At 66.1% G+C, this 22,725-nt stretch carries 15 protein-coding genes; 6 read left to right on the top strand and 9 right to left on the bottom strand.

What is annotated here, in order from left to right; translation table 11 throughout:
* The first annotated feature begins 180 nt into the window (after positions 1-180).
* Entirely contained in the window at positions 181-411 is a 231-nt protein-coding gene (locus AS97_RS32470) for a DUF397 domain-containing protein (RefSeq protein WP_059147033.1), read from the top strand.
* Between the two features lie 89 nt (positions 412-500).
* Here AS97_RS32470 and AS97_RS32465 read toward each other — a convergent pair whose 3' ends face one another.
* Positions 501-1,982, bottom strand: coding sequence for a PQQ-binding-like beta-propeller repeat protein (locus AS97_RS32465; RefSeq protein WP_247204559.1), 1,482 nt, complete (start codon positions 1,980-1,982; stop codon positions 501-503).
* A 676-nt stretch (positions 1,983-2,658) separates the two neighbouring features.
* On the opposite strand from AS97_RS32465, the gene eccCa (AS97_RS32460) reads away from it, so the two are divergent.
* From eccCa (AS97_RS32460) to AS97_RS32445, 4 genes are all read left to right on the top strand, one after another.
* A complete protein-coding gene (gene eccCa, locus AS97_RS32460) occupies positions 2,659-6,819 on the top strand; it encodes a type VII secretion protein EccCa (RefSeq protein WP_247204558.1) in 4,161 nt (1,386 codons plus the stop codon).
* Between the two features lie 92 nt (positions 6,820-6,911).
* Positions 6,912-7,340 (top strand): hypothetical protein, encoded by a 429-nt coding sequence (locus AS97_RS32455; protein WP_210566129.1) that lies wholly within the window; start codon positions 6,912-6,914, stop codon positions 7,338-7,340.
* Between the two features lie 59 nt (positions 7,341-7,399).
* Positions 7,400-9,712 (top strand): hypothetical protein, encoded by a 2,313-nt coding sequence (locus tag AS97_RS32450; RefSeq protein ID WP_210566128.1) that lies wholly within the window; start codon positions 7,400-7,402, stop codon positions 9,710-9,712.
* A gap of 12 nt (positions 9,713-9,724) precedes the next feature.
* Positions 9,725-10,426, top strand: coding sequence for a hypothetical protein (locus tag AS97_RS32445; RefSeq protein WP_210566127.1), 702 nt, complete (start codon positions 9,725-9,727; stop codon positions 10,424-10,426).
* Positions 10,427-10,511: 85 nt separating this feature from the next.
* Here AS97_RS32445 and AS97_RS32440 read toward each other — a convergent pair whose 3' ends face one another.
* The 3 genes from AS97_RS32440 to eccD form a co-directional block, all read right to left on the bottom strand.
* Positions 10,512-11,711, bottom strand: a complete 1,200-nt coding sequence (locus tag AS97_RS32440; protein WP_247204557.1) for a S8 family serine peptidase — start codon at positions 11,709-11,711, stop codon at positions 10,512-10,514.
* A gap of 1,613 nt (positions 11,712-13,324) precedes the next feature.
* Positions 13,325-13,822, bottom strand: coding sequence for a hypothetical protein (locus tag AS97_RS32435; RefSeq protein WP_210566125.1), 498 nt, complete (start codon positions 13,820-13,822; stop codon positions 13,325-13,327).
* Positions 13,823-14,137: 315 nt separating this feature from the next.
* Positions 14,138-15,628, bottom strand: coding sequence for a type VII secretion integral membrane protein EccD (gene eccD, locus AS97_RS32430; protein WP_210566124.1), 1,491 nt, complete (start codon positions 15,626-15,628; stop codon positions 14,138-14,140).
* Between the two features lie 219 nt (positions 15,629-15,847).
* Between eccD and eccCa (AS97_RS32425) the strand changes: the two genes are divergently transcribed.
* Positions 15,848-19,813, top strand: coding sequence for a type VII secretion protein EccCa (gene eccCa, locus AS97_RS32425; protein WP_210566123.1), 3,966 nt, complete (start codon positions 15,848-15,850; stop codon positions 19,811-19,813).
* 111 nt (positions 19,814-19,924) lie between these two features.
* Here the strand turns inward: eccCa (AS97_RS32425) and AS97_RS32420 are convergent, their stop codons facing one another.
* From AS97_RS32420 to AS97_RS32400, 5 genes are all read right to left on the bottom strand, one after another.
* Entirely contained in the window at positions 19,925-20,233 is a 309-nt protein-coding gene (locus AS97_RS32420; protein WP_125758443.1) for a hypothetical protein, read from the bottom strand.
* A gap of 212 nt (positions 20,234-20,445) precedes the next feature.
* A complete protein-coding gene (locus tag AS97_RS32415; RefSeq protein ID WP_236669860.1) occupies positions 20,446-20,784 on the bottom strand; it encodes a hypothetical protein in 339 nt (112 codons plus the stop codon).
* Positions 20,785-20,826: 42 nt separating this feature from the next.
* Positions 20,827-21,561: a hypothetical protein gene (locus tag AS97_RS32410; protein ID WP_059147042.1), complete on the bottom strand. Its 735-nt coding sequence runs from the start codon at positions 21,559-21,561 to the stop codon at positions 20,827-20,829.
* A gap of 21 nt (positions 21,562-21,582) precedes the next feature.
* On the bottom strand, positions 21,583-21,885 hold the full coding sequence (locus tag AS97_RS32405; protein ID WP_232564749.1) for a hypothetical protein: 303 nt from the start codon (positions 21,883-21,885) through the stop codon (positions 21,583-21,585).
* A gap of 20 nt (positions 21,886-21,905) precedes the next feature.
* Positions 21,906-22,640: a YbaB/EbfC family nucleoid-associated protein gene (locus tag AS97_RS32400; protein WP_210567325.1), complete on the bottom strand. Its 735-nt coding sequence runs from the start codon at positions 22,638-22,640 to the stop codon at positions 21,906-21,908.
* Between the last annotated feature and the right edge of the window lie 85 nt (positions 22,641-22,725).

Genomic DNA, 22,725 nt, shown 5'->3' with positions numbered 1-22,725 from the left:
CCGCGTCACACGCGCGGCGCCACACTACCGGGCCCTTGTCCTCGTGTTCGATTGCCGCGTCACGCGCTGTGGACAACACTGTGAGACGTGGCGGGAGTCCGGGCGCAGTGGCCCGCCCTCGCCTTCCGCCCAAAGGTCGGGCGGGATGTTATCCGCGGTATCCGAAGGGGTTCTCCACCAGTGGCCGACGCCAAAGAGAAGGAAGAGCTGTACGCCCTCGACATTTCCGGTGTCGAGTGGCTCAGCGCACCTGGCAGCACCTCCGAAGACCGGGTGGAGATCGCCTATCTGCCGAACGGGGCAGTGGCCATGCGGAATTCCGCTGACCCCGAGACCGTGCTGCGCTACACAGAGGCCGAGTGGCGTGCCTTTGTGCTGGGCGCGCGGGACGGCGAATTCGACCTGAGCTGAGGAGCATGAGGGGCCGACGAGCGTGAACGAGAGGGCGGTCACCGGTCGGTGGCCGCCCTCTCCGGCAGTGGTCGGCGCTCGGCTCACCTTCAGGAGCCGAAGGCCATGATGAGCTTCTCGCTGGTGCCCTCGGCCCCCGTTACGCGGTTCGAGGCGATGTAGAAAATGCCGTTTCGGTAGGCGTGAGTGGCGGAGTAGAAGCCGTTCTCCGCCTCGCGGGTGGCCTGGGGCAACTTCAGCACGGTTTTGGGCTTCCCGCCGTCCGGGCCGATGCTGACGACCAGACCGGCCTCGTCATATGAGGGCTCCTCATAGGCGATCAGATTCTTGCCGTCCATGCGCAGCGGAAGCAGCATCCGACCGGCCACCTTGGCCGCCCATTTCTTCTTCCCGCTGTCCAGGTCGAAGGCATGGATCTCACTCGTCGAGCCCCCGGCGCTGCCCTGGGTCATCTCGGTCGGCAGATAGAAGGTGTCCATGGAGGCAGCGACGCCCTGACAGCTACCCACATTGGTGCCGAAGAGGTCCGTTCCGCACAGCGGCTGGTAGGACTGCGTCCCCACGGCCAGGGCCGACCGCTCCTCACCACTGTCCGATACGGCCAGAATGCCGCCGGCCTTGCGGTCCTGGTCGCTCAGAGCGATCACAACGGGGCTGGTGGAGAAGATCTTGTCGACCTTGTAGCCCTTACGGACGGCATAGGTCCATGTGATCCTCCCGTTCGACGCCACCTTTTGCAGCTTGGCGGTGCCATTGGTGCAGGAGTAGGCACGCAGCAGCGCTTTCCCTCCCGCGTAACCGTCGACGGAGCAACCCGGGCTGGGCTTCTCGACGGCGACCTCCTCACCATCGCGGACTTTGATGACGGCCGAACCGCCGAACCAGGACATGCCGACGAGACCGCCGCTCTGGGCCATGCCCATGCTGGTGTGGCCGCCGCCGAAAGAGCCCGCCTCGGGAGCGTCGTGGTCCCAGACCTTGATCCCCTTGCCCAGGTCGATCAGGGCGAGTTGGCTGCACGAGTCCTTTCCATGCCCCTCGTAGGCGACGACGACCTCGCCGTCGGTCGTGGAGTCGGGCGCGGCGCAGACGGCTTTGGGCAGGGAAAGCGTCCACTTCTTCGTGCCGTCGTCCTTGTATGCGACGATCTTGTCGTCGACCGCCTTGACCACATATCCCTTCATCACCCAGAAACCGGGCACGTCGGCGCCCTTCTTGGAGACCTCGGGCGCGGGCGTTTGGTAGAGAACTTTCGCCTCGCCGGCCCGGCGCACGTCGTTGGGGTCGCTCTCGCCTTCGCCACGGTCCCGCCCGCCGGTGCTCGCACCTTTTCCGGTCGGCTCGGGGGCGGGGTTCTGCCGGTCCTGACCAGCGGGGGTGGTCGTCGAGGTAGCGATGGGCTTCTTGTCGTCCTCACCACCGCTCACCGCCGCGTACACCCCGCCACCCGCCGCGAGCAGCACCGCCACGGCCGCGCCGATGACGACGGCCTTGCGTCTCGTGTTCCGGCCGCCGCTTCCACCACCGGAGGGAAGCGTGCCGTAGGGCGGCCCGGGCGGTGCGGAGTACATACCGCCGTGCCCAGGCCCTCCCCGCACCGGGGTGTACGGGTTCTGTGCGTACGAGGTGGCGGGGTCGGCCCGGGGAGGGGCCGGGACTCCCGGGCCTGCGGGAGGGCTCGATGGCAACACACCTGTGTCCCATATCTGGGGCGGAGTATGGCCCGTCGGGGGACTCACCGGAGGCGCCGGAGGGACGGCCGGCGGCGCGGGCGGGTGAGGCGGGACCGGACGCCGCGGTGATGTGCCGGAGCGGTCCTTGGACGGTTCGCCGCCCTGACCGGGATCCTGCGGCGCGCCGAAACCGCCGGACGGTGGCTGGTCGGGGGGCTGGGGCGGCTGCGACATCAGCGCTTACCTCTTCGGCGAGTCCACTGGAAGATCCCGCTCCGCGATGACATTTCGGGCGGGGCAAATCTTTGTATCACCGGACGCTCGGTTCTCGGCCCCCAGTTTCATGGATGGACGGCGCATGAGCCACCGTGCACAGCACGTTGGTCTCCTCCCTCTCGAAGCCGTGGAGATTTCCTGTTGATAGGCACGACACGCCGGGGTGCCACCACATGGTGACACCCCGTGTCGATAGGCTCGCCGGGTTCGGGGGGCCACGTCGCCGGAGTGCTGGTGCGACGCCACCACGGATCTCGCTCCTTGCACGGGAGACCACTGAAGGGGGATTGACCACCCGGTGAGCCAGATTCTCGTCAAGCGTCCGCCCCGGGCGCTGCCGCCGACCGTGCCCACGGACGAAGTCGAGCTCAGCTCTCCCCCCGACCTGCCGCGCGGCGAGCAGCAAGGGCTGTTGACGCAGTTGGTGCCCCTGCTCGGCATGGGCGGGTCGATGGTCTACTTCTTCAACTCGGGCGCCGGGCCGTTCATGCGGGTCATGGGCTGGCTGATGCTGGCATCAGCCCTCGCGACCGTCGCCGCCCAGATCGCGCGTTTCCGGCGCGGGACGGAGGGCCGGGCGGCGGGCTTACGCCGCGACTACCTGAGGTACCTCGCGCAGATGCGCCGCGGTGTCCGCCGTACGGCCCGCGCGCAACTCGAGGTGCTGCTCTATCTGCACCCCGCGCCCGACCAGCTCTGGGCGGTGGCCGCGCAGGGCAGCCGGGTGTGGGAACGCAGGGTCGGCGACGAGGACTTCGGGCAGGCCCGTATCGGTGTCGGGCCCCAGCAGCTGTCGACACCTCTGGTGGCCCCGACCACGGCGCTGATCGAGGAGCTGGAGCCGCTCACAGCAGGCGCGATGCAGCGGTTCCTGATGCTGTACGGCGCGGTGGAAGGGCTACCGGTCGCCGTGTCGTTGCGGCGCTTCTACCACTTCACCGTGTCCGGGGACCCTGCCACGGCCCAGGGCGCCACACGTGCCCTGGTGTGTCAGCTGGTCACCTTTCACTCGCCGGAGGACCTGACCGTGGCGGTCCTGGCCGACGGGCGGGAAGCGGTCGCACGCTGGGAATGGACCAAGTGGCTGCCGCATTCCCAGATCCCCGGGACGCTGGACGGGGCGGGTACCCGGCGGCTGTTCTGCCGGGACGCGCTCGAGCTGGAGGAGCTTCTGGCGGCGGACGGTCCGGGCGGCCAGGGCAACCCGCTCTCCGAGCGTCCCCGGTTCGCCCCGGACGGATCGCCCGTCCTGGACGCGCCTCACCTTCTCATCGTGCTGGACGGCGGCCTCGTCCCGCCGGATTCCCTGCTGGCGAGTGCGGATGGCATTCAGGGCGTGACCGTCGCCGAAGTGGTGTCCGGGGAACTGGACGAGCCGCGCGGCGGCCTGTCGCTCGAGGTACGCCCCGGAAAGCTGTTCCTGGAGTCCGCCGCAGGACTGGTCTACGAAGGCGAGCCGGACGTGCTCCCCCTGGAGGCGGCCGAGGCCCTGGCCCGCCAGCTCGCGCCACTGCGCGTCGGCGCCGGGGGCAACGACGAGCCGCTCCTGGATGAGCTCGACTTCACCGACCTGCTGGACCTCGGCGACGCGTCCTCCGTGGACGTGGCCCGAACCTGGCGGCCCCGGATGACGAGCGAACGCCTGCGGGTCCCCATCGGGGTCGGCGAGGACGGTGAACCGGTGATGCTGGACCTGAAGGAGGCGGCGCAGGGCGGTATGGGCCCGCACGGTCTGTGCGTGGGCGCGACCGGCTCGGGAAAGTCCGAGCTGCTGCGCACACTGGTCCTGGCACTCGCCGTCACCCACTCCTCCGCACACCTCAACTTCGTCCTGGCGGACTTCAAGGGCGGTGCGACTTTCACCGGCATGGCCGACCTGCCGCATGTCTCGGCGGTGATCACCAACCTCGCGGACGACCTGACGCTCGTGGACCGTATGGAGGCCTCGATCCGGGGCGAATTGCAGCGCCGCCAGGAGCTGCTGCGTGCCTCGGGCAACTACGCCAATGTCCACGACTACGAACGGGCGCGGGTCGCGGGGGCGCCGCTGGAGCCCGTCCCATCGCTCGTGCTGATCATCGATGAGTTCAGTGAACTCCTCAGTGCCAAACCGGACTTCATCGAGATGTTCATTCAGATCGGCCGCATCGGCCGGTCACTCGGCGTCCATCTGCTGCTGGCCACCCAGCGGCTGGAGGAGGGTCGGCTGCGCGGTCTGGACACCTACCTGTCGTACCGACTGGGCCTGCGCACCTTCTCCGCCACGGAGTCCCGGGCCGTGCTGGGCGTGCCGGACGCTTACCATTTGCCGTCGCTGCCCGGTTCCGGCTATCTGAAGTTCGGTACGGACGAGATGGTGCGCTTCAAGGCCGCCTATGTCTCGGGCCCGTACCGCACCGCCGAGGCGTTGACAGACGACGGGGCGGGCGGCTCACGGCGAATGGACCGCCGGCCGACGCTGTTCACGGCCGCCCCGGTGCCGGTCTCCTACGCCGCGTCCGCACCCGCCGCCACTACGGCTCACACGAGCGACGCGCTGTCGGACACGGTCCTGGACGTCATCGTCCGGCGTCTCGAGGACCAGGGACCGGCCGCGCACGAGGTGTGGCCCCCGCCCCTGGACACCTCCCCCACGCTCGACGAACTGCTGCCCTTGCTGGCCGTCTCGCCTGCGCGTGGTCTGCATCCACCGGACTATGCGGGGTCGGGCGGGCTGGTGGTCCCGGTCGGGCTGGTCGACAAGCCCTTCGAACAGCGGCGCGAGATCCTCTACCGCGACTTCTCGGATGCCGCGGGCCATCTCCTTGTGGTGGGCGGCCCGCAGTCCGGTAAATCCACCTTGCTGCGTACGCTCATCGCGTCCTTCGCTCTGACCCACACTCCGCACGAGGTGCAGTTCTACTGCCTGGACTTCGGCGGCGGAGGCCTCAGCGGGATATCGGAGCTGCCGCATGTCGGCGGAGTGGCGTCACGTCTCGACCCGGACCGGGTGCGCCGTACGGTGGCCGAGGTCACCGGAGTGCTGAGCCACCGCGAGGAGTTCTTCCGCACGCACGGCATCGACTCCATCGCCGGCTACCGCAAGCGGCGGGCAGCTGGTGAGCTCCCTGACGAGGTCTGGGGGGATGTCTTCTTGGTCATTGACGGCTGGGGCGCCTTCAAGCAGGAGTACGAGCAGTTCGAGGGCGTCGTCATGGACCTCGCGACGCGGGGACTGGGTTACGGCGTCCATGTGGTCTTGTCGGCCACCCGGTACATGGAGGTACGGGCCGCGCTCAAGGACCAGTTCATGAACCGTCTGGAGCTGCGTCTCGGCGATCCGCTGGACTCGGACTTCGACCGTAAGGTGGCGGCCAACGTCCCGGTCGGCGCGCCGGGCCGCGGCCAGATCCCCGAGCGGCTGCACTTCTTGGCCGCGCAACCGCGGATCGGAGCCGCACTTCGGCCGGAGGCGGACGGAGGGCCGGCCGACCTGTCAGCGACAGAGCCGGCCACGACCGGCACGACCGCGTCATCGGCGTCGGTGTCGGTGTCGGTACCGACAGGACCAACACCGCAGGTACCAACACCGACAGGACCGACACCGACAGGACCGGCATCGACGGGACCGGCATCGGCCGGATCCACTGAATCGACAGCGGCCCTGGTTCGCGCCGTCAACACCCACTGGACCGGCCCCCGGGCCCCCGAGGTCCGCGTCCTCCTCCGCGAACTCCCCTCCGACCGCCTCCCCAAGAGCTTTGAGAACCCGCACCTCGGTCTGCCGATCGGCATCGACGAAGACCGCATGGAGCCGGTCTTCATCGACTTCGATTCCGATCCGTTCTTCGTCGTCTTCGGCGAGAGCGAATCGGGCAAAACCTCTCTGCTGCGCCTGCTTGCCCAGCAGATCAGCCAGCGTTACACCCCCGACGAGGCGCGGATCATCGTCGGCGACTACCGCCGTACGCTCCTGGAGGCCATACCGGACTCCCACCTCCTGGAGTACGCCCCAGCCGCCCCGGCGCTCGAACTGCACATGGACGCCCTGAGCACCCTCATGGAACACCGAGCCCCCGGCCCGGAGGTCACCCCGAGGCAACTCCGCGAACGCAGTTGGTGGAGCGGTCCACAGTTCTTCGTCATCATCGACGACTACGAGCTGGTCGCCACGAGCGCAGGCAACCCTCTCGACTTCCTGACGAGAGGGCTGCCCTACGCCCGCGACGTCGGTGTCCGCCTGATCATCGCTCGCAACACGGCAGGCGCCTCACGCTCCTCGTACGAGCCCTTCATGCAGCGCATCAAGGAACTCGGCGCCCAGGGCGTCATCCTCTCGGGCGACCCAGCCGAGGGCGACCTCCTCGGCAACACCCGCCCCCGCCGCCTCCCCCAGGGGCGCGGCACCCTGGTCACCCGCAAGGGCGGCACCCGGCTGGTTCAGCTCGGCTGGCTGCCAGGTGAGTTAGACAGCGACTAACCCGTCGCGGCCGTGCGCCCCGCTCCACGACGCGATATGTTTCACAAGTATTGACCTTTCTAAACAAAGTTGACGTGGTGCCAGGGGGGATCGTGTCGTTCGACGAGCAATGGGCAAGTTTCCGCACACAAGCGGCGAAGCGCCAGGCGACCCGCATGCAGATCAACGCATTTCATGACGGCGGCGCCGCGGCGCCGAAGGAGAAGCTCAAGGTCACGCCGAAGGTTCTCCGCGAAATGGCCGACAAGGCCGACGACACGCGCCGGAGCTTCGCGGAAGCTGACAACCAGGCCATGAAGGAGACCGGCCAGGTCAAGGACAGCCTCAAAGGGTTCGACTGCGCTGTCGCTTTCGACACGTTCGAGGAGCGGTGGCGGGACCAGATGCGCTACGTACATGGGCTACTCGAACACGGCGTCGCGGGCGCCCTGCGGAACGCCGCCGCGGAATTCCAGATCGGCAACAAGGGCACCGTCGATAAGTTCAGGGACGTCGATGGGAACAAACGCGTGGCCAGGTAGCAGGAATCTGAGGCGACACATCCCATCCACCAGAATAGCCATGGAGTGCGATAAGGACGATGGTCTCCTACCACGATCTCCTCAAGGTGAACCTGCAACCGCTCTCCGACGCCGTCGACAAGTGGCGCAACCTTCCAGACCACTTCACGCAGGTCAGCACAAACTTCACCAAGCAGGTCACGTCCCCCATCACCAACTCGGACTGGGAGGGCAAGGCAGCTGAGGCGGCCGCCGACAAGATCAAGGCAGTCGCGAAGCAGATGGAGCAGGCTGCCCTTGAGGCCAAGGACATGCACGGCCTTCTCAGCGACGCCCACACCAAGTTCAAGGATGCCAAGAAGAAGCTCAAGGGCTACAAGGACGATATCGAAGCGGACAAGAACCTGGCCATCGACGAGCAGGGCCGTGTGTCGTACAAACCAACGAACCTTGACGACATTTCAGAGCAGGCCGAAACCCTGCAAGCCAAGCGATACTCCGAAACGGTGTCCAGCTACAACGACCGAATCCTGCAAGTGCTCTCGGACGCCACCGCGGCAGACGAGATCCTGCATTGGGCCCTCGCTCAAGACTTCAACGGCCGAGGCAAAGGGTTCACGGGCGACAGCTTCAACAGCATCAAGGGTGCAGAAAAGGGACGCGAACAGGCTTACAAAGACCTCAAGACGGTAACCGAACTGGCAAAGTTGAAGGGCGAACTCTCCACGGCCGACCTCCAGAAGGTCAACTCGATCCTCTCGAAACACGAGGGAGACCCACTCTTCTCGGAGAAGTTCGCCGTCCAACTCGGCGCGAAGGGCACACTGCAGTTCTGGGAACACGCCGCCGACACGACCCAGACGGGCGGCGAGCGGACGAAGACACTCGAAAAGCTACAGAAGTCCCTGGGGTTCACCCTGGCCACAGCTTCCCACTCTGACAGCAAGGCCATCGAGCAATGGAAGCGGGACGTCATCCGTCTCGGCCCCCAACGGTTGGACGACACCCATTCCGGCGGCCCGATTGCTAAAGGCCCTTACGGCTTCCAGGCCATGAGCAGCCTGCTGCGGTACGGGGAGTATGACAAGGATTTCCTGTACGACTACGGCAAGGGCTACAAAGATCCGAACAGCCACGACAAGGACGGCCGCACCGGAGGCTTGATCGAGTTCGACCGCAAGCACAAGGACGACCTCAAGGGTCTGTGGAGCCCCAACGGATATACGCCGTACCTCAGTTTCGGCAAGGGAAGCGACCAGGGCATGGACCCCATGGCGGGGTACATGGAGGCACTCGGACGCAATCCGGAGGCGGCCCAATCGCTGTTCTACCGGAAGGGTTATGAAGAAGACCCACTGGCTACGGCGGACCCCGACCTGAAGTATCTCCTACAGGACCGGAACTGGCCCAATGGGAATCCTCTCGCCGCCAGTGATCGCGGCTACGGCTACGACGAGTTGGGCCACGCTTTGGAAGCAGCCACCTTAGGCCACCCGTATGACCAGCCTGAGTTGGGTCTGCACAGGACCCCGGCAAGCGCCAATGTGATGGCCCAGGCAGTCGTCATGGTCGCCGAAAATTCAGGGCTGGCCGAAGACAAACCAGGGCTCAGCGACAGTCTGGCCAGAATGGGTGCGGGCTATATCGACAACCTGGACTGGGCAACCGCGAACTACGGTGACAAGAATTCCGGTAGCGGGATTCGGGACGCCGCCTTCGGCGCAATCGGTGAAGGCGATATCCTCGTTACACATCAGCGAGCCAACGATTTCCTTTCAGCAGTTGGCCGAGACGATGACAGTTATAAGATCCTCTCAGTCGCGCAACAAGAGTTCACAACCAGCGCTGTTAAGGCCCATCCTCAGGCAGATGATTCTCTCATCGCCATCTTTGGAACCGGCGCCGAGACTCAGGGAATTCTTGATGAAGCGCGAGCCGACGCCATCACGTCAAACGCCGAAGACACCAAGGCCGAGCAGGCCAGAAAGCTATCTGAAGCGGCCGAATGGAAGAAGTACGGCGTAAGCCAGGGAATCGGCAGCGCCACAAGTCTCATCACCATGCCCCTTGAGACTGCGAGGTACGCACCATTCGTCACACCATTCATCGATGGCGCGGCCGGAGCGATGGAAACGCACACGGGCATCCAAATCGATAGGGAAATGGAGCGCCGCCAAGAAGAAATTGACACCAGGATCGACAGAGATGCGAGCGACCTCAAGAAGGAGTTCATCGAGAAGAGTCAACGCCGATCAGCAGTCGCATTCGATTCATATGTCACAGTCCATCCAGAAATTGATAACTCGTCATGGTACGCCAGAGCCGACGAAGCCCTAAAGAACGGTTACGACCGTGGCGTGGGCAACAGCAGGCTCACCGATAGCGGAAAATAACAGGAGCCGAAGGTGACTATGCGCATCCCCCTTCTGGGTGGAGTGCCCTCCGGGGTCGTTACATCGCTCGCTTGTCTACTTGCTTTTACGGTCACTGCTTGCGGTGGGAGTGATAGCGATTCAAAACGAGGGGACGAAGAACAATCCAAGAATCCCTATCTCACTCAGCTCAGCGAGAAGACCTGTCTGGGCATATTCGACAAGGAAACCGTAACTGAAGCAAAGCGGCATCACGGCTTGAAGAAGGTGGTTGTACCCCGAGACGGTGAGGACGTCGCCATCAAAATCAGCTTGGGGATGAACAAAGAGATGACCAGCTTCAAGCCAGAAGCAGGTTCGCCGTGTGGCATCCTTGATGATTCAGGCAGAAAAAAACTGTTCAGAATTACGGTGAACTGGGGACCCAAGCCCTTCTCGACGACGGACAGGAAGAGCGGCAAGTCGACGTCCTACAGTGTGCGCAAAACCAGCGATAAAAAGCGTGCCGAACTATTGGTGGACTGCCAACGTCCCGACCTGGCCGAGAAGTCCAAGGACAAGAAGATGCTCGCATTCCAGGTCACGCTCTTCGATAATGTGGGCCTCTCCGATCGTTCCGACATCAGTATCCTGACTAAATCCGCACAGAGGTTTACTGACCTGGAGGACCGCCTGTCATGCAAGAACAAGGTCACCTACCCGGCTCCGGATAAGGTCACTCTCGATACTCACTAAGATCGCACATGGCATGCGTCGCCCCCGCTTTCGGGGCTGCTCCAGGTTTCGAATGCCACACCATAGACTCCAGCCGGCGCCGTAGCTACACCCGCCTGCGATTGCGGGCGAGTGCATAGCCCCCACCGCCGAGGACCAGAGCTACGGCCACACCGGCTCCAACGTAGACGAGCGTGTTGCCACTACCGCCATCGCCACCTGTTGCGGAGGCGGCAGGGGCCTTGTCCTTGGCGTGTGCAGCGCCCGAGGGGGCGTCGGTCTTCGATGAGGGGGACGGAGATGTGGAGGAGCTCTGCCCTGGGTGGTAGTTCGGGAACAGCGGATTGACGTCCGCTGCGCCCGGGTCTCCCTTGCCGTCGAGCAGGACCTGGCCGGGGCGGATGATGCCGTAGCCGATGTACTCGCTGGGGACCCCGCCCTTGGGCTTGCTCGCCGTTTGCATCATCACGCGCAGGACCTGGTTCGCGGTCCATTTGGGGTGAGCGGACCAGATGAGGGCGGCTGACGCCGAGGCAATGGCGGTGGCATGACTGGTACCCGACTCCTCGCACCAACCTCCCCCATCCTTGCAGTGCCCAGGAATACCTTCACCTGGGGCTGCGAGGGCCACTTGCGGGCCATGAGTCGAAAAGGTAGAAACAGTGCCGCTCTGATCGACAGAAGCCACCCCGACAGCCCCGGGGAGACTCGATGGATAGCCCGCAAAGTTATCGGACTCAGCATCGTTTCCGACTCCGGCAAACATCAGTGCATCGCTTTTGTTAATCTCATCCAGACCATCCTGGAGCTTCTTTTTGTCGCCTTCATTCAAGGGACTGAGGATGGTCTCCGAAAGATTTATTACGCGGGCTCCGCGCTTTAGGGCATAGCGCATCGCCTTGAGATAAATTGACGCTAGATCGCCGAATCTAGGTCCAGAACCAGTCTTGACGGAAAGCACCTTCACACCAGGTGCTACGCCTTGAATACCGCCGGAACGCCCTGTTCCCGCAATAACAGCGGCCATGTCCGTGCCATGTCCGTTGGTATCGACAGTGGCCCCTTTCGGCTTATATGAAAAGTCCTTCCCCTCCAGGACTTGACCACGCAACTCAGGGAGCGAGCCGTCGACCCCAGTGTCCAGCACGGCAACAGTGACACCTTTGCCTGTGCTGGTCCGCCACATCTGGTCGGCCCCCATTGCATCGAGGTACCACTGACGCGAACGTATATCTTGAGCGATCGCTGGGGATGTGAAACTTCCCATGCATGTGATGAGCGCCGCGAGCAGCGTCAAACCACGCACTGAGCGCCTCTTGTTTCCACTGGACAAGACTGACATCCCTGCGAAATCTCCTGAGACTTCAAGTGCCGACTATTCAATGACGGGAGGCAATGCGTCCTGGCGCCCTAGCTTCCAGGCTCCCTGATCAACGACCACATGTCCTTGCCGACTCTCCGGCCCGGGACCGCGACGGCCGGTGCCAGAGGCCCCCGGGGCAGCAGGCTCTTGTCCTTCGGTCTGACCTGACCGAACGAGCCCGGTACCCCCACGGGTGAATGCGGCCCCTCTTCTGGAGGACGAACGAGGATCCGCGATCGACCCTCCTGACTCGGAGGCGACCCTGCGTCCCCTGCCTGAATCCCCGGAAGGATCACTTGCCGCATTTGAGCCGCCAGAAGGCGCCGCCCCTGACACGGGCCCACGTGTGTGGGATCCGTTCTCCTCACCGATGGCGACACCACGCTGACGCGCGCCGGTAACACCGGGGTTTGGTGTGCGCGGGCCACTCACCGGTCCTCCCGGCTCCGAGGCCAACCGACGCCCTGGGGCCATGCCTTCGGTCCCTGGCACACCGCTTGTCCGCGCCATGGGGTGGCCGCCCCCTCCCCCGGGGCCGCGGGACATCTGACCGCTCTCCTCCCCCACCACCATTGCGCGCGGAAGGCGAGGGGAGGGGCCTAGGCGCCGCTGCTGTCCTCCCACAACATCGTTCTCTACCGGCCCTCGATGCGTGAACATGCGACGCGGAGGCGCGCCTCCAGGTCCTGTTACACGTTCGGTCACGGGGAGGCGGGACATGCTCTTCCCCGTCACGGGTGTGGTGCGTCGAGGGGGCGTTGTGGACGGCCCAATCGGGGGTGACGGCATCACAACGGGGCCTGATTGCCTGGGCTGGTCCGCAGGCGGCATCGAGGTACGAGGTGGCGCCTTGGCCTCTGGATCGGGGAGGGTGACGGTCGAGTCGATGTGGGTACCCGTCGCCTCGCGGTGGCTTGACTCCGTCTCCCCATGCAGCGGCACCGCTGGCACGCCCGCTTGCTCCTGCGGCGTCTGGTCTACGCCTACTCCTGCACCAGATGTCGGCTCCCCCACCGAGCCGGAGTCGTATCTATCTTCACGATTTCCAACATCAACGCCCATAGGGGGCAGCATTTTGAACTGCGGCTCCTGCTCCGCCGCCATCGTCTCCTGCACCGCCCGGTAGGCCGACGAGAGGCGCTCCATCTGGTGCCTGGCCTCTTCGGTCTCGCGCCGCTCCGCGTCCTGTGCTGCCGGGTCCTCGTGGGCTGCCCTGGGGCCAGGAGGCCTGGACTCGGGCATGGCCGACTTGGTCTCGGAGAGGGCCTGGCCGGCCTGGGCCACATGTTGGCCGACCGTGGAGGTGAACTGACCGAAGCGCATGACTTCCAGGGCGAAGTCATGGGCCCATTCACGGAAGGCAGACCCACCCTCGCCGGTCCACTCCACGCGGGACACATGACGGCGCAAGTCCGAGCCGATATCGAGGATCTTCGGGCCCGCGTCGCCCAGGGCCGTGCCGGCGGCGGTCAGTTTGTCGGGGTCCGCGTTGGCCAGCATGGCCCGCAGGTTCTCCACCGACAGACCGTCGAACTCCCCGTTCCCCATGTCTCCCCCTACCTGAAGTTCGAATCGCCGGTGCCGGACTTGCCCGTGTCGGTCTGCCGTGCCCGGTTCTCGTTGTCTCCGTCGCCCCGGTTGTCCGCTTTCTCGCCGTAGTACTTGGTCATGCGGTCCTGGATGGCACGGAGCCGGTCGGCCTGTTCGGCGTCGATGCTCTCGTAGCCGCGGTCCGAGATCTGGACGGCAATGCCCAAGGCTTCGAGCTGGTCGCCCAGCGTCCTGGAGAACTTCTCCAGGCGGTCGTGCAGCTTCTCGTAGGCGCCCGCGAGGTTTGCGGCAGCAGTGAATTCCGTGCCGAAGGCGGCGTGTGCGACGGTCTGGTCGCTGATCTTGCTCTTGGCTGCCGGGGACTCTTCGAGATCAAGAAGGATCTTGTCGATCCTGCTCTTGAAGCTCGCCAGCGTCTCGGCCTCCACCTTGAGGTCCGACCCACCTCCGCGCGCCCTGCTCGCGCTGGCATCGTTCGCCGGGCCCCGGCTCCCCTCGCCCATCGGATTCCCCCTGCGGCGTACATGATGACGGTCGGCATCAGCTTAGTGGCGCAGGGTGCACGGCCCAACTCCATTGCCGGGTAAGGCGACCTTGGCGATTCCGGGGCATAGCTCGGGCATGGGACGTATCGGAGAGGGGGTCCACCCGGCGTTCGGATCCGGGCGGCTCGATGTACTTCGGTCGGGTGAAGGCCGGAGCGAAGGCGCCCCGGTCACGGTGTGCGTGACCGGGGCGCCTTCGGCCGTGGCAGGTGGCAGATGGCAGATGGCAGGTGGCAGGTGGCAGTCCGCCACTGCCTCACCGCTCGGCGAGCGTCACTTGCTGACCAGACCTCGCGCCGTCGCGTAGACGTCCAGGACCGCGAGCACGAGTGGTGTGATCGACAGCAGCATCGCGCCCTCGACCAGGTCACCGAAGCGGCCCCAGAAAGGCGTGACGCTCTTCTTCGGGACGATCAGAGCGATCGCGATAAGGATCAGCGCGCCGAAGGCGACGGAGGCGGTGAGCCACACGGTACGGATGTTCAGCGGGCCACTGTCGCCGCTGAGCAGATCGATGACGGCGCTCGTCGGCGGGTTGAGGGCGAGCCCCAGAATGAGGAGGGCGAGGGAGACGACGCCGGACGCCAGGACGCAGGCGACCTGCCAGGTGTACCGGAACAGCCGGGCGCGCAGCAGCATCGCCAGTCCGGCCGCCAAGGCGAGCAGTTGGGCCCAGGTGCCGTCGGAGAAGCCGAGCACCGCCGACGAACCCACGACGACCGACGCACAGCCGCCGACCAGGCCGAGGAGGAGTTCGTGGCCACGCTTGACCTGGGCCGCGATCCGCTCGCCGTCGACCGGCCGGGCGGCGGCTGCGGACGAGGAATTTTCCAGGTCAATGCCGCCGGAAGCACCGTAGTCGTTGCGCGAGGCGTCACGCGGCGCGACGTATCCGATGGGCAGACGGGCGGCCCGCGCGGAGAGGCCGGGGAGGAACGCGATGGCGGCGATGGCGACCGCCACGCAGACGGCCGCGGTGCCCGCCGCGTTGGTGTCCGTCATGATCTGGCAGAAGGTGGCCAGCGTGCCGAAGGCCGAGAGCACGACGGCGGCGACGAACGGAGCGTCACCGGACGGCATGGCGGCGACCAGAGCGACCGACACGATCAGGACGGCGACACAGCCGAGCAGGAACTGCAGCCGTCCGATGCCCTCGCCCGCGTCCAGTGCCAGGACCCCGGATCCACCGATCATCACGTGCGGAAGCGCCGCGAGGCCGAGGGCAACGGCGGAGGCCCGGTCGTCGTAGACCCGGGCCCGTACACCGGCGAAGACCGCGAGCAGCAGACCGACGCCACCGGCGATGACACCGGGCAGTCCGTGCATGTCGTGCTTGACCGGGTCGGCGAACCACAGGACGAAACCCATGAAGATCAAGAGCAGCGCGCCGCCGAAGAGTCCGCAGGCCCGCAGGTAGCGGGCGTTCCACAGGGCGTGGTCACCGGCCACCGTCGAGGCGATCGCGTCGGAGACGTCGTCGCGTACGACGGGCGGGAGGGACTGTGCGAAGGGACGCATGGACAGCACGTCCCCGTCCAGCACGCGCTGCGCCGCGAGGGAGCGGGAGCCGTCCAGGACGGTGCCGTCGCGACGCACGAAGTGGTAGCCGACCGGCGTCCCCGTGGGCTGGGTCTGGCCGGTCAGCCTGAGCATCTCCGGATACAGGTCCGCAAGGGCTATGTCGTCGGGGAGGGCGACGTCGATGCGGCTGTCGGGTGCGACGACCGTCACTCGGCAGAAACCGGTCGATGTGGTCGAACTCACCTGCGGGGCCCTCTCGTTAGCGTCTCTCCGCGTCTTCCGTCCGGACGCGTCCATGTCTGACAGTGTGCGAGAGGTCACCCTACCGGGCGCCAATTGTCGTCCCGACACGTAGGATCGGTCCGTTGCCGGGTAGGTGCCGCAATGACGCGCGGCAAGCGTGCATGCGGGCCCTCAGCAGGTCCTCAATTGTTCAGTCCGCATCGGGGGATAGACAGGCCGATGAGCCAGATCATCGTGAAACGTCCACCTCGGGAGACTCCTCCCGGGATGCCCGCGGATGAACTCCGACTCGAATCCCCTCCCGAGTTGCCTCGCGGCGATCGGGAGGGCATGGCGATGCAATTGCTGCCCATGCTCGGCATGGGCTCGTCGGTGGTCTTCTTCTTCATGCCGAATTCGGCACCGTTCATGAAGATCATGGGCGTGATGATGTTGCTGTCGACCGTATCGATGGTCATCGCACAGGCGATCCGGTATCGCAAAGGCGCGCAGGGCGAAGCGGTGGAGGGCCGCCGCGACTATCTCAAGTACCTCGCGAAGACCCGGCGGAGGGTGCAGCGTACGGCACGCACACAACGCGATGCGCAGTTCTTTCTCCACCCCTCCCCCGAGCAGCTGTGGTCGCTGGTGGCGGAGGGCAGCCGGCTGTGGGAGCGGCGGATCACCGACGAGGACTTCGTGCAGGTGCGGATCGGGCTCGGGCCACAGGAGCTGTGGACCCCGCTGGTGGCACCGGAAACCGCCCCGGTGGAGGAGTTGGAGCCGCTGTCGGCGGGCGCCATGCAGCAGTTCCTGGCCGTCCACCGGTCGCTGGACGGCATGCCGATGGCCGTCAGCCTCAGGGCCTTCTACCACATGACGGTCTCCGGCGAGCCGGAGACGACCCTGGAGACGAGCCGGGCGCTGGTGGCGAGCCTTGCCGCACTGCACTCGCCCGAGGACCTGGTGATCGCGGTGGTGGCCGCCACGGGTGCGACGGAGGAGTGGGACTGGATCAAGTGGCTGCCGCACACCCAGGTGCCGGGGTCGGTGGACGGAGCCGGAACGAAGCGGCTGTTCAGCGACAATCTGGCCGAGGTCGAGGACCTTCTGAAGAGCCGTCTGGAGGGTCGTTCGCGGTTCAACCGGGACGGGCAGCCGCTGTTGGACGCGCCGCATGTGGTGGTGATCCTGGACGGCGGTCTGGTGCCGCCCGACTCGCTTCTGGCCGCTCAGGAGGGGTTGCAGGGCGTGACGGTGCTGGAGGTCATCCGTGGCGGCCTGGACGAGCTGCGCGGCGGCCTGTCGCTGATCGTGCGGCCGGGTCTGCTGCGGGTGGAGTCGGCCTCGGCCGTGTACGAGGGCGTTCCGGACACCTTGTCGCTGGCCGCCGCCGAGGCGCTGGCGCGGCAGCTCGCCCCGCTGCGGGTCTCGGCGGGCGGCGGCGATGATGAACCGCTGCTGACCAACCTCGAGTTCACCGATCTGCTCAACCTCGGCGACGCGGCGTCCATCGACCCGGTGGTCACCTGGCGGCCCCGCTCGACGGCGGAACGGCTGCGCGTTCCGATCGGGGTCGGGGAGAGCGGCGCCCCGGTCATGCTCGACCTGAAGGAGGCGGCCCAGGAGGGCATGGGGCCGCACGGCCTGTGCGTGGGCGCGACCGGCTCAGGAAAGTCGGAGCTGCTGCGGACACTGGTGCTGGGCCTGGCGGTCACGCACTCGTCCGAGACACTCAACTTCGTCCTCGCGGACTTCAAGGGCGGCGCGACCTTCTCGGGCATGGCGGAGCTGCCGCATGTCGCCGCGGTGATCACCAACCTCGCGGACGACCTGACGCTGGTCGACCGCATGCGTGACTCGATCACCGGTGAGCTGCAGCGTCGTCAGGAGCTGCTGCGCTCCGCAGGTAACTACGCCAATATCCACGACTACGAGAAAGCGCGCGCCGCGGGCACCCCGCTGGAGCCGCTGGCCTCCCTGGTCCTGGTCATCGACGAGTTCAGCGAGCTGCTGACGGCCAAGCCCGACTTCATCGAGATGTTCATCCAGATCGGCCGCATCGGCCGGTCACTCGGGGTGCATCTGCTGCTGGCCTCTCAGCGCCTCGAAGAGGGCCGGCTGCGCGGTCTGGACACCTACCTGTCGTACCGCATCGGTCTGCGGACGTTCTCCGCCGCCGAGTCCCGTACGGCGCTCGGCGTTCCGGACGCCTATCATCTGCCGTCGGTGCCCGGCTCGGGGTATCTGAAGTTCGGCACGGAAGAGATGGTCCGCTTCAAGGCGGCGTACGTGTCCGGGCCCTACCGTTCGTCCACGTCAACCGTCGTGGGCAGTGGCCCCATCCCGACCGACCGCCGTCCGGCTCTGTTCAGTGCCGCCCCGGTGCCGGTCCGCTTCGCCGAGCCCGACCCTGCCTTCACGTACACGGCGGACCGCGACCGGGTGGACGACGCGCTCGCGGACACGGTGCTGGACGTCATCGTGAACAATCTGGAGGGACGCGGTCCGTCAGCACACCAGGTGTGGCTGCCGCCGCTCACCGAGGCGTCGTCCCTGGACCAGCTACTGCCCCAGCTCGCCGTCTCCCCGGAGCGCGGTCTGCATGCCGGCGGCTATGCCCGCAGCGGTGGACTGTGCGTACCGATCGGCATGGTGGACAAGCCGTTCGAGCAGCGACGGGAGATCTTCTACCGGGACTTCTCCGGCGCACAGGGCCATATGCTGATCGTCGGCGGTCCGCGGTCCGGTAAGTCGACCGCCTTGCGCACCCTGCTCGGAACCTTCGCGCTCACCCACAGCCCGCACGAGGTCCAGTTCTACGGCCTGGACTTCGGCGGTGGCGGCATGATCGCGGTCGAGGGGCTGCCGCACGTCGGCGGAGTCGCCTCACGTCTGGACCCGGAGAAGATCCGGCGCACGATCGCCGAGGTCACCGGCGTGCTGAACCGCCGCGAGGAGTTCTTCCGGGACAACAGCATCGACTCCATCGGTACCTACCGTCAGCTTCGTGCTTCCGGGCGGCTGCCGGGTGAGCCATGGGGCGACATCTTCTTGGTGATCGACGGCTGGCAGTCCTTCAAGACGGACTACGAGATGCTCGAGCCGATCGTCGCGGACATCGCCACGCGCGGTCTGGGACTCGGGGTGCACCTCATCGTCACGGTCACGCGCTATATGGAAATGCGAGCGGCGCTCAAGGATCAGTTCCTCTCCCGGCTGGAGCTGCGGCTCGGTGACCCGATGGACTCCGAGCTCGACCGTAAGGTCGCCGCGAATGTGCCCGTGGGTGCCCCCGGCCGTGGCCTCACCCCGGAGAAGCTGCATTTCCTGGGCGGTCTGCCGCGTATCGACGGTACGTCGGGCAACGCCGACGACCTGGCCGAAGCGACCGCTGCGTTCGTCAAGGCATCGGTGGACAACTGGCCCGGTCCGCACGCACCGCAGGTGAGGATGCTGCCGCGGACGCTGTCGGTACGGGAGATCCCGTCCGGTCATGAGCAGCCGGAGCGGGGTGTCGCGATCGGCATCGACGAGATGAACCTCGAGCCGGTCTTCATCGACTTCGACACCGATCCCTTCTTCGCCGTCTACGGCGAGTCGGAGTCCGGGAAGACGGCTCTGCTGCGTCTGCTCATCAAGCAGATCACCGAGCGCTACGCCCCCGAGGAGGGGCTGTTCGTGGTCGGCGACTACCGGCGCAGTCTGCTGGAGGTCGTGCCACAGCCTCATCTGGTCGGCTACGGCACGACGCAGAACGCCTTCGAGAAGTACATCGCGGACATGAACACCCTCATCAGCCAGCGGATCCCGGGGACGGATGTCACCCCGCAGCAGCTGCGCAACCGGAGCTGGTGGTCGGGACCGCGGGCCTTCATCGTGGTGGACGACTACGACCTGGTCGCCACGTCGTCCGGCAATCCGATGTCCGAGCTGGTGGACAACCTGCCGTACGCACGGGACGCCGGCGTCAACATCATCGTGGCGCGGACGACGGCCGGCGCCGGGCGCTCGTCGTACGAGCCGTTCATGCAGCGGTTCAAGGAGCTGGGCGCACAGGGCGTCGTGCTGTCGGGTTCATCGGGTGAGGGCGAGCTGCTGGGCCAGGTCAAGGCGCGGCCGCTGCCGCCGGGGCGGGGCGTCTTCGTCTCACGGCGCGGCGGGGCGTCGCTGATCCAGACGGCGTGGGTGCCGTCGGTGGACTGAGGCGGGGCGGCGGGCTGCGGCCGGACCTGGAGCAGTGCGGGGCCCGTACGGACCGGGCTGCCCCGGCCTACGGGCCCCGCACTGCCGCTCAGCGAGGGCTGATGGAGCCGCTCACAGCTCCCTGACCAACCGAGCGGCCACCTTGACCGGGACTGAAGGGTACTGGCGCCTGACCTCGAGGAGAGCGCGCCCCGCACCCCTCGTCTCCCGGATCCGCAGCACGGCCGCACAGTCCACGACGCCGCGAAACTCCTCGAACGACGCGAAGTTCCCGGCGAACCAGGCCTGCTGCTGCCGATCCTTATGCCGCCTCGCCAGCAACTCGGCGGTCGCCGGGCAGAGGACCACAAGCGCGAAGAGGAGGCAGATCACCGGGATCGGAGGGAGACCGATGGCCCAGTCGGTGATCTGCGGGAGCATCAGCCACCCGAATGACGCCAACGCGACGGCCCAGAATGCGACCCGCGGTCCGTACACAAACTCACCTCATCTCGTCACGTCGGGCAAGTCAGGCCGCGCCCACCGGCCAATGGCCGTTCGGAAACGCGCTGTTGTCACTCGCCTGCCGGAACGGATGTCGGCGCGCCCCCGAAGGGCAGCGCCGACACCGCGTTCGCCACGTTCGGACGTGGTCACAGCTCCTTGATCAGCCTGGCGGCCTCGGCCAGCGGCATCTTGGGGTAGGTCCGCCGGAGTTCGCGGACGGCTACCGCGGCCCCCTTCTCGTCCCGGAGCCGCCGCAGGGCGTACTCGTCCAGGGAGGAGCGTGCCTCCTCCGGAGAGGAGAGGTGCTGCGCGTACCAGTCGCGCTTCTGTCGACGGTCCGCGTACACCTCGGCGACACCCGGAAGGATGACCCCCAGGACAAGACAGAGGGCCAACAGGGCTTTGGCGCCGCTCTGATAGGCGAAAACCGCTGTCCCGAAGGAGATCACGGCGGCACACCACAGCCCGGTGCGTAGCCCCTTCATGGAGGTCACCTGCCTAGGTACTGGGGGTATGACGGATGAACATCATGCCGTGGCCTTGGGCCAGTGGCCACCGGGGAAGGCGGTCCCGTCCCGCGCCTCGCCCTCGACCACCATCATCTGCTGAGCCTGGGTGCCCAGCGCCGCGGTCAGCGTGGTGACCGCGGCGATGATGAGGCCGCTGTTCACCCCCGCCTCCTCCACGATGACGGCCGCACCGGCCCAGGAGAAGACCACGGATCCCAAGGCGACGATCGCCGCGATGGTGGCCGCGATGAATTTCACCAGGATGACGCCCAGAGCGACGTAGAACGCCAGTCCGGCGACCGCCGAGAACGTCAGTGCTCCCGCCACCTTGTCGGCGCTGGTCTCGATCGAAGTGGCGGCGGTGGGCTGGCTCTTCACCGCGGCGGTATACGCGGTCGCGCCGTCGCCGGTCCAGTTCTTGGTGGACGTGAGCGCGTCGGGGGCGGTGGCTCCCCCGACCTCGGACGCCTTGCCCCTGACCTTGACCTGCCAGTCGTGTGCGTCGAAGAACGCCGTGATGGGAACAGCGGCGCCCTTGAGGCAGTCGACTATCTTCTTCCAGATCCAGTTACCCAACGCGATTATCTTGTTGGCGCACCAGATCAACGCCTTGGCGATGAAACCGGGCACATACCACTTGTTGGCCGTCGACTCCGCCGTCGGGCCGACCTTGTTGAGCTTCTGGGAAAGCGTCTCCGATTTCGCGTTCAGCTTGTCGATGGCAGCTGTGTACTGCGCCGCGGAGAATGCCATCTTGGCCCCCGTTTCTCGTTCTCAGTATGCGTCTTCGACGGACTTCTTGGTGTCCACCTCGTGGTTATCGTACGCCTTGGCATTCTTGAGCAAGGCGTCCGCCACTTCCTTCGTGCGGGTCTTGCCCTCCGCGGTACGGGCAGACAGCTGATCGATGGCATCCATGTAGGCGGAATACAGGACCTGGAACAGTCCTGCTTCAATGCGGTTGATCCGGAAACCCTCAAGGGTGTCGTGGATACCACCGAGCTTTCCGCTCTGTTCGTCCCACATCCCCGCGTCGCTACGAATGCCATCAGTGATGACTTTGAGTTTGGGCGCCACGGCCCCGACCTCCCCCGGAATCAGTCTGCATAGTGCTGTGGGTTTTTGAGAATGGCCAGGGCCTCATCGAAGAGGCCGTCCAGGTGTGGGCCCGTGGGACCGCTTTCACGGGCGGCCTCGGCTTCGCGCAGTTTCGCGTGGGCACTTTTCAACGCCTCGGCGAGTGCCTGGTTCAGCCGTACCGACGACTGCGCGGACGCCCACTGGGGGTCGATCTCGCAGGAGAGCAGGGCGCCCTTCGTCACGGTGAGGGCGACCTTACGGCCCGAGGACAGCCCCGTCGCCTCCACCCGGTCGGAACCGTCGGTGTCCAGCGCGTCGACGGAGTCCAGTGCGGCCAGCATGTCTTCCGCCACCTCGTCGAGCGGCCGCGGAAGGACGTACCGCAGATCCCGCTCGGGCATCTGAGGCGGTGAAGCGGCGGCGGCTCCGCCGGTGAAGGTCGCGGGGATGTCGCGGTCGAACTGCTCGGTCCGAGCCTCCCAGTCGGATTGCTGAACCGCCCGTGACCAGCGCTCCATTCGGTCGCTCATGGCGGACCCGAATGCCTCCACCACGGCGGGCCCCATCATCTCGGGAGCCTGCCGACGCTGCCAGTCGGACGCGACCTTGATGGACTCGGGAAGTCCATCGGCACCCAGCTGTACGGTGACCGCTCCCTGTGCGTCAGTCCCTTCCGACCGCCGCGGCATATGATTACGCATATCCGACATCAGCTGTTGCAGTTGCTGTGTGTGCTGCTGAAACTGCAACATCTCTCGTACGAGATCGTCAGTCACGCTTCCCCCTTTCTGATTCTTCACCGAGCAGCTGTGCTTTCGTACTCACTCGACCAGAAAC

Origin of the sequence: Streptomyces sp. AgN23, assembly GCF_001598115.1 — a bacterium.
GTDB lineage: Bacteria > Actinomycetota > Actinomycetes > Streptomycetales > Streptomycetaceae > Streptomyces > Streptomyces antimycoticus.
This window is presented reverse-complemented; position numbering and strand designations above follow the sequence as displayed.

What these genes read in the sequence shown, in the direction of transcription:
- AS97_RS32435 (WP_210566125.1), bottom strand. Translation starts at nt 13,822, where the DNA reads ATGGGCGAGGGGAGCCGGGGCCCGGCGAACGATGCCAGCGCGAGCAGG.
- AS97_RS32410 (WP_059147042.1), bottom strand. Translation starts at nt 21,561, where the DNA reads ATGGCATTCTCCGCGGCGCAGTACACAGCTGCCATCGACAAGCTGAAC.
- AS97_RS32450 (WP_210566128.1), top strand. Translation starts at nt 7,400, where the DNA reads ATGGTCTCCTACCACGATCTCCTCAAGGTGAACCTGCAACCGCTCTCC.
- AS97_RS32420 (WP_125758443.1), bottom strand. Translation starts at nt 20,233, where the DNA reads ATGCTCCCGCAGATCACCGACTGGGCCATCGGTCTCCCTCCGATCCCG.
- AS97_RS32415 (WP_236669860.1), bottom strand. Translation starts at nt 20,784, where the DNA reads ATGAAGGGGCTACGCACCGGGCTGTGGTGTGCCGCCGTGATCTCCTTC.
- AS97_RS32465 (WP_247204559.1), bottom strand. Translation starts at nt 1,982, where the DNA reads ATGTACTCCGCACCGCCCGGGCCGCCCTACGGCACGCTTCCCTCCGGT.
- AS97_RS32400 (WP_210567325.1), bottom strand. Translation starts at nt 22,640, where the DNA reads ATGTTGCAGTTTCAGCAGCACACACAGCAACTGCAACAGCTGATGTCG.
- eccCa (WP_210566123.1), top strand. Translation starts at nt 15,848, where the DNA reads ATGAGCCAGATCATCGTGAAACGTCCACCTCGGGAGACTCCTCCCGGG.